11 protein-coding genes are annotated in these 12,154 nt (G+C 62.2%); 9 read left to right on the top strand and 2 right to left on the bottom strand.

Annotated elements, in window-relative coordinates:
• Positions 1 to 275: 275 nt before the first annotated feature.
• Genes iolG through iolB form a run of 8 tightly spaced genes read left to right on the top strand, consistent with a single transcriptional unit; the run spans position 276 to position 9,654 of the window.
• On the top strand, positions 276 to 1,262 hold the full coding sequence (iolG, locus tag ACMGG5_RS23340) for an inositol 2-dehydrogenase (protein ID WP_024907542.1): 987 nt from the start codon (positions 276 to 278) through the stop codon (positions 1,260 to 1,262).
• A gap of 31 nt (positions 1,263 to 1,293) precedes the next feature.
• Positions 1,294 to 2,223, top strand: a complete 930-nt coding sequence (locus ACMGG5_RS23335; RefSeq protein ID WP_008502118.1) for a sugar ABC transporter substrate-binding protein — start codon at positions 1,294 to 1,296, stop codon at positions 2,221 to 2,223.
• Between the two features lie 48 nt (positions 2,224 to 2,271).
• Complete coding sequence (locus ACMGG5_RS23330; RefSeq protein WP_025912800.1) at positions 2,272 to 3,819, top strand: sugar ABC transporter ATP-binding protein; 1,548 nt, start codon at positions 2,272 to 2,274, stop codon at positions 3,817 to 3,819.
• An 11-nt stretch (positions 3,820 to 3,830) separates the two neighbouring features.
• Positions 3,831 to 4,859 carry an ABC transporter permease gene (locus ACMGG5_RS23325; RefSeq protein WP_008502116.1) on the top strand — a complete coding sequence of 343 codons (1,029 nt, stop codon included), beginning with the start codon at positions 3,831 to 3,833 and terminating at the stop codon, positions 4,857 to 4,859.
• 8 nt (positions 4,860 to 4,867) lie between these two features.
• Positions 4,868 to 6,001: a Gfo/Idh/MocA family protein gene (locus tag ACMGG5_RS23320; protein ID WP_032646810.1), complete on the top strand. Its 1,134-nt coding sequence runs from the start codon at positions 4,868 to 4,870 to the stop codon at positions 5,999 to 6,001.
• A 12-nt stretch (positions 6,002 to 6,013) separates the two neighbouring features.
• On the top strand, positions 6,014 to 7,918 hold the full coding sequence (locus tag ACMGG5_RS23315; RefSeq protein ID WP_420278574.1) for a bifunctional 5-dehydro-2-deoxygluconokinase/5-dehydro-2-deoxyphosphogluconate aldolase: 1,905 nt from the start codon (positions 6,014 to 6,016) through the stop codon (positions 7,916 to 7,918).
• A gap of 11 nt (positions 7,919 to 7,929) precedes the next feature.
• Positions 7,930 to 8,820, top strand: coding sequence for a myo-inosose-2 dehydratase (gene iolE / locus ACMGG5_RS23310; protein ID WP_420278573.1), 891 nt, complete (start codon positions 7,930 to 7,932; stop codon positions 8,818 to 8,820).
• Positions 8,821 to 8,829: 9 nt separating this feature from the next.
• Entirely contained in the window at positions 8,830 to 9,654 is an 825-nt protein-coding gene (iolB, locus tag ACMGG5_RS23305; protein ID WP_420278572.1) for a 5-deoxy-glucuronate isomerase, read from the top strand.
• On the opposite strand, the gene ACMGG5_RS23300 is transcribed toward iolB, so the two are convergent.
• Positions 9,647 to 10,834, bottom strand: a complete 1,188-nt coding sequence (locus ACMGG5_RS23300; protein WP_420278571.1) for an MFS transporter — start codon at positions 10,832 to 10,834, stop codon at positions 9,647 to 9,649. The two genes, iolB and ACMGG5_RS23300, sit on opposite strands and share 8 nt — an antisense overlap.
• A 116-nt stretch (positions 10,835 to 10,950) precedes the next feature.
• Between ACMGG5_RS23300 and ACMGG5_RS23295 the strand changes: the two genes are divergently transcribed.
• Entirely contained in the window at positions 10,951 to 11,394 is a 444-nt protein-coding gene (locus ACMGG5_RS23295) for a winged helix-turn-helix transcriptional regulator (protein ID WP_420278570.1), read from the top strand.
• 13 nt (positions 11,395 to 11,407) lie between these two features.
• Here ACMGG5_RS23295 and ACMGG5_RS23290 read toward each other — a convergent pair whose 3' ends face one another.
• Positions 11,408 to 12,151, bottom strand: a complete 744-nt coding sequence (locus ACMGG5_RS23290; RefSeq protein ID WP_420278569.1) for an alpha/beta fold hydrolase — start codon at positions 12,149 to 12,151, stop codon at positions 11,408 to 11,410.
• Positions 12,152 to 12,154 lie beyond the last annotated feature (3 nt).

Below are 12,154 nucleotides of genomic sequence, written 5' to 3'. Positions count from 1 at the left end.
TTTCATTTTCCCCTCACCCTAACCCTCTCCTCAAAGGGGAGAGGGGATGGTGTGGTGCACTCTTTTCTCCCTCGCCCCTTTGGGGAGAGGGCCGGGGTGAGGGGAGCTGCTGTATGTCCTCCCATGTTGTGAGATTGATAACAAAATTTATCTCATTCATCTCAAAAGTGTTAACCTACACTCAAAAATATAATTTTCACTATTTATAAAAATGAAATAAATGTTTTATTTATAGGGTCGTTAGTTCACAGCATTCACCAACACCGGGAGCCGTTATGTTTAACATTGCTTTACTGGGCGCTGGCCGAATTGGCCAGGTACATGCAGCTAACATCGCCAGCCACGCCGCGACCACGCTCTGGTCCGTGGTTGACCCGAATCAGGAATTTGCCACCCGTCTCGCCGCGCAGTATCAGGCCCGCCAGCAGAGCCTGGAGGAGGCGATGACCGACCCTAACGTTCACGCCGTGCTGATCGCCTCCGCGACCGATACCCACGCGGACCTGATTGAAATGGCCGCCCGCCACGGCAAGGCCATCTTCTGCGAAAAGCCGGTCCACCTTGACCTCGCCCGCGTGCGCGACTGCCTGAAGGTGGTCAAAGAGTACGACGTGCCGCTGTTTATCGGCTTTAACCGCCGCTTTGACCCGCAGTTTCGCCGCGTGAAAACCGACGCGCAGGCCGGGCGCATCGGCAAGCCGGAATCGCTGCTCATCATCTCCCGGGACCCGTCTCCGCCGCCTGCGGAGTACGTGCGCGTCTCCGGCGGCATGTTCCGCGATATGACCATTCACGACTTTGACATGGCCCGCTTCATCATGGGCGAAGAGCCGGTGTCGGTGTATGCCCAGGGCAGCAACCTGGTGGATCCGGCGATTGGCGAGGCAGGCGACATCGATACCGCGTTTATCGTTCTGAAATACGCTTCCGGCGCGATGGCGACCATCGTTAACAGCCGCCGTTCATCTTACGGCTACGACCAGCGCCTGGAGCTGCACGGCTCCGAAGGGCTGCTGTGCGCGGGCAACATTCTGGAAAACCAGGTGCAGCACTACGGCAAACAGGGCTGCACCAGCGCGCTGCCGGAACACTTCTTCCTGCAGCGCTACAAATCCGCTTACGCCGCGGAATGGGAACACTTTGTTGCGGTCCTGCGCGGCGAAGCGGTACCTGACTGCAGCGGCGATGATGGTGAACGTGCGCTGTACCTTGCGGATAAAGCGCTGGAGTCGCTGCGTACTCAGCGCGAGATCGTCCTCTAAACACAACAACCCTACACAGAGAGACATAATAATGAAAAAACTGATCGTAGCCGCCCTCATCGCCATGACGTCCGGGGCCGCCCTCGCCGAAAACGAGCAAATTGTTTTCAGTACGCCAAACCTGGCCATGCCGTTTGAAGTTCACATGCAGCGCACGGCGGTGAAAGCCGCAAAAGAGATGGGCGTGAAGCTTCAGGTGCTGGACGGGCAGGGCAGCTCGCCGAAGCAGGTGGCTGACCTGGAAAACGCCATCACCCGCGGGGCGCAGGGCTTTATCGTCTCCCCGAATGACGTGAACGCGGTCTCCAGCGCGGTGGATGAAATTCAGGATGCGAAGCTGCCGGTGGTCACCCTTGACCGCTCCGTCGACAGCCAGAAGAAGGTGCCGCACTTTGGCGCCAACAACTACAAGGGCGGCCAGGCGATTGGCGACTTCGTCAAAACCAAATTCCCCGACGGGGCGGAAATCATTCTGCTGACCGGCCAGCCGGGCTCCTCCTCCAACATCGAACGCACTAAAGGGATCCGCGACAGCCTGAAGGCGGGCGGGGATAAGTACAAGATCGTCGCCGATCAGACCGGCAACTGGATGCGTTCTGAAGGGATGCGCATCGTGGAAAGCGTGCTGCCCTCTCTGCCGAAACGCCCGCAGGTAATCCTCTCTGCTAACGACGACATGGCGCTGGGGGCGATTGAAGCGCTGCAGAGCCAGGGCGTGAAGCCGGGCGAAATTCTGGTCACCGGCTTTGATGCGGTGCCGGAAGCGCTGGCCCGCGTGCGCGATGGCTGGCTGGCGGTGACGGCGGACCAGCGTCCGGGCTTTGCGGTGCAGACGGCGATGAGCCAGCTGGTGGCCAACGTGCGCGAGAAGAAAGCCATCACCGGTGCCGACTACCCGCCGACGCTGATCACCAAAGAGAACCTGCAGCAGGCTGAGCGTATCGGTGAGGCCGGTAACTAATATGTCCCGAGCCGCCTCTGGCGGCTCATCATGAGGAGGAGCAGACTGATGTCGCAACCCTTACTGAAAGTGACCGACCTGGCAAAAAGCTTTTCCGGCGTCTGGGCGTTAAGCAGCGCCCAGCTGACCGTCGGCGCGGGCGAGATCCACGCCCTGCTGGGGGAAAACGGGGCGGGTAAATCCACGCTGCTGAAGGCGCTCGCGGGGGCGCAGCCGCAAACCCGCGGGGATATCTGGTTCAACGGCGAAACGCTGCCGGTGGACGACTCCCCGGTGGAACGGCAGAACAAGGGCATTATCACCATCTATCAGGAATTCAACCTGCTGCCCAACATGACCGTCGCGGAAAACATGTTTCTCGGGCGCGAGCCGCGTAAACGTAATCTGATCGTCGACGAAAAGGCGGTCAATCAGGAGGCGCAGGTCATTCTCGACTATCTGCAGCTGAACGTTGCGCCGACCACGCCGGTCGCCCGTCTGAGCGTTGCCCAGCAGCAGATGGTGGAGATCGCCCGGGCGCTGACCCTCAACGCCAGGCTCATCATTATGGACGAACCCTCCGCTGCGCTGAGCGACAGCGAGGTGGAAAGCCTGCACCGCGTGGTGCGGGAGCTTAAAAACCGCGGCGTGAGCATTATTTACGTTACCCACCGTCTGCACGAAGTTTTCCAGCTCTGCGATCGCTTCACCGTTTTCCAGGACGGCCGTTTCACCGGCACCGGCGCGGTGGCGGAGACCAACGTCGAACAGCTCATCCGCCTGATGGTCGGACGCGACGTGGCCTTTAACCGTCGCCCCGCCAGCGAAACGCATCATGAGGACAAACCCGTCCGCCTGGCGGTGAAGGGGCTGAGCCGCGAAAAGCCGCCGCTGGATCCGCACGGCATCGCCCTGCACGACATCAGCTTCCACGTCCACGCCGGGGAAGTCTTAGGCATTGCCGGGCTGGTGGGCGCCGGACGCACCGAGGTGGCCCGCTGCCTGTTTGGCGCAGATGCGTTTACCTCTGGGAGCTTTGAGCTGGACGGCGTGCCGTACCAGCCGCGCGACCCGCTCTATGCCCTCGATCAGGGCGTGGCGCTGGTGCCGGAAGACCGCAAAAAAGAGGGGGCGGTGCTGGGGCTGTCGATTCGCGACAACCTGTCGCTCTCCTGCCTCTCCTCGCTGCTGCAGTGGCGCTGGTTCGTGAACACCCGCAAAGAGGACGATCTGATCGAGTCCTACCGCAAGGCGCTGCAGATCAAAATGGTCAACAGCGCGCAGGAGGTGCGCAAGCTCTCCGGCGGCAACCAGCAAAAAGTGATCCTCGCGCGCTGCATGGCGCTCAACCCGCGGGTGCTGATTGTCGATGAGCCGACGCGCGGCATCGACGTGGGGACCAAATCGGAAGTGCACCAGGTGCTGTTTGACATGGCGAAAAAGGGCGTGGCGGTGATCGTGATCTCCTCCGATCTGCCTGAAGTGATGGCGGTGTCAGACCGGATCATCACCCTCAGCGAAGGCCGGGTGACCGGCGAGATCCACGGTGACGACGCTAACGAAGAACGGCTGATGACGATGATGGCCATCAACCACAACGCCCTGAACGCGGCATAACGGAGTTTCTCATGACGCAGATGATTTCTAAAACGCAGGCCCCGGTCAAACGCGCCGGACGCATCGATCCCATCGCCTTCTTCGAGCGCTTCGGGGTACTGATTTTCATGATCCTGCTGCTGATCTTCTTCCAGTCGCAGAACAGCAACTTTTTCTCTGAACGCAATATTTTCAACATCCTGACCGAAGTTTCCATCTACGGGATCATGGCCGTGGGGATGACCTTTGTCATCCTGACCGCCGGGATTGACCTCTCCGTGGGCTCCATTCTGGCGGTGTGCGCCATGACCGCGGCGTACGTGATTAAGGGCGACAACTTCACCACCGTCGATCCGAACGCCTGGGGCGGCATGAGCTGGCTGATCGGGCTGGGGATTTGTTTGGCGATGGGCACGGCGATTGGCTTCCTGCACGGTCTGGGCGTGACCCGCCTGCGCCTGCCGCCGTTCATCGTGACCCTCGGCGGGATGACCATCTGGCGCGGCCTGACGCTGGTGATCAACGACGGCGCGCCGATCGCCGGTTTCGATCAGGGCTACCGCTGGTGGGGGCGCGGGGAGCTGCTCGGCATCTCCATTCCGATCTGGATCTTCGCCATCGTCGCCCTCGGCGGTTATCTGGCGCTGCATAAAACCCGCTGGGGCCGCTTCGTCTACGCCATCGGCGGTAACCCGGAGGCAGCGCGCCTGGCGGGGGTGAACGTCAAGCGCGTGCTGGTCAGCGTCTACGTGCTGATTGGCTGCCTGGCGGGGCTGGCGGGCTTCATTCTGAGCGCGCGCCTGGGGAGCGCCGAGGCGGTGGCCGGGATCTCCTTTGAACTGCGCGTCATTGCCTCGGTGGTGATTGGCGGCACCTCGCTGATGGGTGGCTACGGGCGCATCGGCGGCACCATTATCGGCTCCATCATCATGGGGATTCTGATTAACGGCCTGGTGCTGATGAACGTCTCGGCCTATTACCAGCAGATTATCACCGGATTAATTATCGTTCTGGCGGTGGCGTTTGATACCTACGCCAAGAGCCGTCGCGGCGCACTGTGAGGATCACGATGAAAGAGGTTCGTATTGGATTGATTGGCACCGGGTATATCGGCAAGGCGCACGCTATCGCCTATGCCCAGGCCCCGACGGTGTTCAACCTGCGCGGCAGGCTGGTGCGCGAGATGGTGGCGGAAGTCACGCCGGAGCTGGCGGCAGCGCGCGCGCAGGCGTTTGGCTTCAACCGCTCCACCGGCGACTGGCGGGCGCTGGTGGCCGACCCGGCGATTGACGTTGTGGATATTTGCTCACCCAACCATCTGCATAAGGAGATGGCGCTGGAGGCGATCCGCCACGGCAAGCACGTCTACTCGGAGAAGCCGCTGGCGCTGAACGCCCACGACGCGCGCGAGATGGTCGACGCCGCGAAGCGGGCCGGGGTGAAAACGCTGGTGGGGTTCAACTACATGAAAAACCCGACGGCGCAGCTGGCGAAGGAGATTATTGCCCGCGGCGAGATTGGCGAGGTGATCCACTTCTACGGCACCCACAACGAAGACTATATGGCCGACCCGCGCTCGCCCATTCACTGGCACTGCTTTAAAGAGACCGCCGGGCTGGGGGCGCTGGGCGACCTCGCGGCGCATATCGTCAACATGGCCCAGTACCTGGTCGGGGAGATTGAGCAGGTCTGCGGCGACCTGAAGATCGTGGTCCCGGAACGCCCGGCGAAGGCCGGCTCGTCGGACATGGTTGCCGTCGAAAACGAGGATCAGGCCCACGCGATGGTGCGCTTCGCGGGCGGGGCGCAGGGCGTGATTGAAACCTCCCGCGTTGCCTGCGGCCGCAAGATGGGGCTGTCGTACGTCATTACCGGCACGAAAGGCGCCATCAGCTTCACCCAGGAGCGCATGGCGGAGCTGAAGCTCTATCTGCATGACGATCCGGTAAACCGCCAGGGGTTCCGCACCTTACTCGTCGGCCCGGCGCACCCCGACTACGCCGCGTTCTGCATGGGCGCAGGCCACGGGATTGGCTTTAACGATCAAAAAACGGTGGAGGTGCGCGACCTGGTGGACGGGATTGCCGCCGACGCGCCGATGTGGCCGGACTTCGAAGAGGGCTGGAAGGTGTCGCGCGTGCTGGACGCGATCGCGCTCTCGCACCGGGAAGGCCGCTGGCTGAACGTGAACGACATTGTCTGATGAGGTATCAACGTGGAAAAGCAGTTTGATGTGATATGCATGGGCCGCGTGGCGGTAGACCTCTACAGCCAGCAGATTGGTGCCCGTCTGGAGGACGCGTCGAGCTTCGCCAAATATCTCGGCGGGTCGTCGGGCAACGTGGCGTACGGCACCGCGCGTCAGGGTTTACGTTCGTCGATGCTGGCGCGCGTCGGCGATGAACATATGGGCCGCTTCCTGCGCGAAGAGCTCAACCAGGTGGGCTGCGATACCAGCCATCTGATCACCGATAAAGACCGCCTCACGGCGCTGGTGCTACTCGGCATTAAAGACCGGGACACCTTTCCTCTGATTTTTTATCGCGATAACTGCGCGGATATGGCCATTACGGCCAGCGATGTGGACGAACGCTACATTGCCTCCGCACGTTGTCTTGCCATCACCGGGACTCACCTTTCTCATCCTCAGACCCGCGAGGCGGTGCTGACGGCGCTGGGCTATGCCCGCCGTCACGGCGTGCGCACGGTGCTGGACATCGACTACCGTCCGGTGCTGTGGGGGCTGACCTCCTTAGGCGACGGTGAAACGCGCTTTATCGCCGCCGATAAGGTCACCCGCGAGCTGCAGGAGGTGCTGCACCTCTTCGACGTCATTGTCGGCACCGAAGAGGAGTTTCACATTGCGGGCGGCAGCACGGAGACCCTGCAGGCGCTGGGGCAGGTGCGCTCAGTCAGTGAAGCTACGCTGGTCTGCAAACGCGGTGCGCTCGGCTGCTCGGTCTACACCGACGCCATTCCGCCCCGGCTGGACGACGGCCTGACGGTGACCGGCGTGCGCGTGGAGGTGCTGAACGTCCTCGGGGCGGGGGACGCGTTTATGTCCGGCCTGCTGCGCGGCTACCTGAACGATGAGGGCTGGGAGCAGGCGTGCCGCTACGCCAACGCCTGCGGCGCGCTGGTGGTCTCGCGCCACGGCTGCGCCCCGGCCATGCCGAGCAAAATCGAGCTGGATGACTATCTCACCCGCGCTGCGAACGTGCCGCGCCCGGATCTCGACCCGCGTCTTAACCACCTCCACCGGGTGACCACCCGCCGCCGCGAGTGGCCGGAGCTGTGCGTGATGGCCTTCGACCACCGCAGCCAGCTTGAGGATATGGCGCTGCAGTGCGGCGCGTCGCTTAAGCGCATTCCGGCGCTGAAGCAGCTGATCCTGCAGGCCAGCCGCGAGGCGGCGAGCCGCGCGGGGCTGGAGGGCAAAGCCGGTCTGCTGTGCGACGGCACCTTTGGTCAGGACGCGCTGAACGCCATCACCGGGGAAGGGTGGTGGATTGGTCGCCCCATCGAGCTGCCGGGCTCGCGTCCGCTGGAGATGGAGCATGGCAACATCGGCACCCAGCTTATCAGCTGGCCGCAGGAGCATGTGGTGAAGTGCCTGGTCTTTTTCCACCCGGAAGATGCCCACGGCCTGCGCCTGGAGCAGGAGCAGAAAATCGCTGAGGTGTACCACGCCTGCTGCCGGTCCGGGCACGAGCTGCTGCTGGAGGTGATCCTGCCTGCGACCATGCCGCGCAGCGACGAGCTCTACCTGCGCGCCATCTCCCGCTTCTACAACCTCGGCATTTACCCGGACTGGTGGAAGCTACCGCCGCTCTCCGCCGACGGCTGGACGGCGCTGAGCGAGATTATCGAACGCCGGGACCCGCACTGCCGCGGGGTGGTGATCCTCGGTCTGGACGCCCCGGCGGAACAGCTGCGCGCCGACTTTAAAGCGGCAGCGGGGCAGACGCTGGTGAAAGGCTTCGCCGTGGGGCGCACGCTGTTTGGCGATGCCTCCCGCGCGTGGCTGAAGCACGATATTGACGATGCGCAGCTGGTGGAGCGCATCCGGGACAACTACCTGCAGCTTATCGCCTGGTGGCGCGAGCGCGGACACGCATAATGGAGACGACAATGAGTGTACAACTGGGCATTAACCCGCTGACGTGGACGAATGACGATCTGCCTTCTCTCGGCGCGGAAACGTCGCTGGAGACCTGTCTGAGTGAAGGGAAAGAGGCCGGTTTCGTCGGTTTCGAGCTGGGCAATAAGTTCCCGCGCGAAGCGCGCCTGCTTGGCCCCATCCTGCAGCGCCACGACCTGCAGCTGGTCTCCGGCTGGTACTCCGGCCGCCTGCTGGAGCGCAGCGTGGAGGAGGAGATTGCCGCCGTGCAGTCTCACCTGACGCTGCTGCGCGAGCTGGGGGCGAAGGTGCTGGTCTTTGCGGAAGTGAGCGGCTGCATTCACGGCGAGCAGCAGACCCCGGTGCACCTGCGCCCGCGCTTCCCGCAGGCGCGCTGGAAAGAGTACGGCGAGAAGCTCACCGAATTTGCCCGCTACACCCAGCAGCAGGGAGTCCAGATTGCCTACCATCACCATATGGGCACGGTGATTGAGTCCGCCGACGACGTGGACAACCTGATGACCCACACCGGCGACGCGGTGGGGCTACTGCTTGATACCGGCCATCTGACCTTTGCCGGGGCCGATCCGCTGGCGGTGGCGCAGCGCTGGGCGTCGCGCATCAACCACGTTCACTGTAAAGACGTGCGCGCCGACGTGCTGGCGGACGTGAAAAACCGTAAAACCAGCTTCCTCGACGCGGTGCTGAGCGGCGTCTTTACCGTGCCGGGCGACGGCTGCGTCGATTATCCGCCGATTATGCGGCTGCTGAAGGCGCAGGACTATCACGGCTGGCTGGTGGTCGAGGCCGAGCAGGATCCGGCCATCGCCCATCCGCTGACCTACGCCCGTCTGGGATATAACAACCTGAACCGCCTGGCGCGCGACGCCGGACTGATTTAAGGAGGTGACATGTCACGTCTGTTATCACGCTGGCAACAGCCGAACGCGGAGGGGCGCACCCAGTCCGTCACGCCGGAGAGCGCAGGGTGGGGATACGTCGGTTTTGAGGCGTATGAGCTGCAGGAGGGGCAGACGCTGACGCTGCCCGCCGTGCGCGAAGAGCGCTGTCTGGTGCTGGTCGCCGGACGCGCCTCCATCAGCACGCCTTCCGCGCAGTTTGACGACATCGGCGAGCGGATGAGCCCGTTCGAGCGCATCAAGCCGTGGGCGGTGTACGTCACCCCGCAGGAGACGGTGCAGGTGAAGGCGCTGACGACGCTGGAGCTGGCGGTCTGCGCCGCGCCGGGCAAGGGCACGCATCCGACACGGCTGATTGCCCCGCAGGATATCGCCGGCGAAGCGCGCGGTAAGGGGCACAACCAGCGCTATGTGCATAACATTTTGCCGGAAGACAAGCCTGCTGACAGCCTGCTGGTGGTGGAGGTGTGGACCAACGAGGGCTGCACCAGCTCGTATCCGAGCCACAAGCACGACACGGATAACCCGCCTCAGGAGACGTATCTGGAGGAGACCTACTACCATCGCCTCAACCCGGAGCAGGGGTTCTGCATGCAGCGCGTCTACACCGACGACAGAACGCTGGATGAGTGTATGGCGGTCTATAACCGTGACGTGGTCATGGTGCCGAAGGGCTACCATCCGGTGGCGACGATGGCCGGGTATGACAGCTACTACCTCAATGTGATGGCGGGGCCGGTGCGCAAATGGATGTTCACCTGGGAGGAGGACCACGCTTGGATTAATCGGGATTATCCCGCGGATGGCGCTAGCTAACGCGGGTTAGCCACCAGAACACCAGCGCCAGCAGGCTGACCGAGGCGCCAAGCAGGCAGACGCCCGGCCAGCCGGCAAAGGCATACGTCATCGTCGTGCCGAGTGCGCCGAGCCCGCTGCCGACGGCATAAAACAGCATGTAAAGCCCGACCAGCCGGCTGTGCGCCTCGGGACGGGTGCGAAAGATCATGCTCTGGTTGGTGACGTGCAGCGCCTGTCCCCCCAAATCGAGCAGTATGATGCCGATAAGCATGATCCCGAGTGAACGGTCCATCAGCGACAACGGCCACCATGCCAACAGCAGCATCACCAGCGCCGCGGCGCTGGTGCGTTGGGCATATCCCCGATCGGCCCAGCGTCCTGCCCGGCCAGCCGCCAGCGCCCCCACCGCGCCTGCCAGTCCAAACGCGCCAATCACGGTATGCGAGAAGCTAAAGGGCGGGGCGCTCAGCGGCAGCACCAGCGCGCTCCAGAAAATGTTGAACGATGCAAACATCAGCAGCGCCAGCACGCCGCGTATCTGCAGCACTTTTTCCTGCCGCAACAGTGTAAGCATTGAGCCAATCAGCCGCGGGTAGCTCATCGTGGCAGTGACGGCTGGCAGAGTGGGGAGCCTCCACCACAGCGGTAACGCAATGATGAGCATCAGCGCGGCGGCACACAGATAAACCCCGCGCCAGCCCGCGATATCGCTGATGCCGCCAGCAAAGACGCGCGCGAGCAGCAGACCCATGAACACGCCGCCCTGCGCTGCGCCGACAACGCGGCCTTGTTCATGCGGCGACGCGGCGCTGGCGGCGTAGGCAATCAGCCCCTGTGTCATGGCCGTACCCAGCATACCGGTCGCAAGCATACCGAAAAGCAGCGCCGAGGGGGACTGTGCCAGGCTGACGGAAACCAGCGCAACCACCAGAGCAATCAGCTGTATTGCCATTAGCCCTCGACGATCCACTTTGTCACCCAGAGGAACCACAAGCAAAAGAGCCAGCGCGCAGCCAATTTGTGTCGCGGTCACCACGCCACCCACGGCCGCATGGCTGATGCCGAAATCGTTCGCCAGCGCGTCAAGCAAAGGCTGGGCGTAATAGACATTTGCCACGCTTAAGCCGCTGGCGGTGGCGAACAGCCAGACCATGCTGCGTGGCATGTCGGCTGAAAGAGGGGCTGATGTCACTGACATGTTTAACATTCCTCGCCTGAGATAACCTGGTTTTAAAATGAAACTTGTTGAATGCTAGGCTATGTGGTTTTAAAATGCAACTGGTTGCGGGGTGGCCTTTGCGAGGAAAATACAAGATGTCCCAAAAGACGGTTAAAGCGGAATATTGTCCCGTTGCCCGCAGCGTCGAGGCGATCGGGGATCGCTGGTCGCTGCTTATCGTGCGCAATGCGTTTGACGGTATGACGCGCTTCGGGGATTTTCAGCGTAGCCTCGGGGTAGCGCGCAACATCCTTTCTGACCGGCTTCGCAAGCTTGTAGATGCGGACATCCTGACGTTACAGGGGGCATCAGACGGCACGGCGTATCAGGAATATGTCCTGACCGACAAAGGTGAGAGCCTTTTCCCCGTGGTCGTGGCGCTGCGTCAGTGGGGAGAACAGCATCTGTTTGCGCAGGGCGAGCGCCACTCGCTGTTGGTCGACAGGCGAACGGGCAAACCGGTTCCCTTTATGGCGCCAGCAGCGCAGGACGGCACTGTGCTGCTGCCTGGGGATACGGAAGTGCAGAAAGTTGAATAAGCCGCCGCTGTTGTTAATTGCTCCTGATCGCCTGCTCAATCGTGCGGGCAACGATCTGCGGCTGGCTGACCATCGACACGTGGCTCGCGGCCACCTCTGCGGTTTTCGCATGGATCGTCTTTGCCATCGCACGCTCAAGATCGGGGTTGATCATTCGGTCATTCTTGCTGATCACAAACCAGCTCGGTTTATCATGCCACGCCGCGTGGGCGACCTTTTCACCAAACGCCTCGGTCTTAATCGGCCCCTGCGTCGCTGCAATCGTGTTTTGAATGTCTGGCGTCACATCCGGCGCGAAATCCTTCCTGACGGCGTCCGTTGGCAGATATAAATAGCCGTCCGCCGTTTTGGCAATGCCCGCGCTGCCCGGCGGCGCAGGGAATCTTTCTGCCAGATCCGCCGTCGACTGACCGGAATCCGGCGCGAACGCCGCCACATACACCAGTGATTTTACTCGCGCATCGTTGCCTGCCTCGCTAATCACGGTGCCGCCCCAGGAGTGACCCACCAGTACGACATCCCCCTGGGCGCGTTCGATGGCTCGTCGCGTGGCGGCAACATCATCTTTTAGCGACGTGAGCGGTAGCTGGACGGCAATGACCTCTGCGTGCTGTTTCTGCAACAGGGTAATGACCTTATTCCAGCTGCTGCCGTCGGCAAATGCGCCGTGTACCAGCACGACGCTGGTTTTGCTCTGTGCAAAGGCGCTGGCGGAAAGCGCCAGCAGGCCTGCCGTCAGTACAGACAGTGCTTTCATTTT

Source organism: Enterobacter sp. BNK-34 (genome assembly GCF_048684445.1).
Taxonomy (GTDB): Bacteria; Pseudomonadota; Gammaproteobacteria; order Enterobacterales; family Enterobacteriaceae; genus Enterobacter; species Enterobacter pseudoroggenkampii.
Note: the sequence above shows the minus strand (reverse complement) of the source record. Positions and strands in the feature narration are given on the sequence as shown.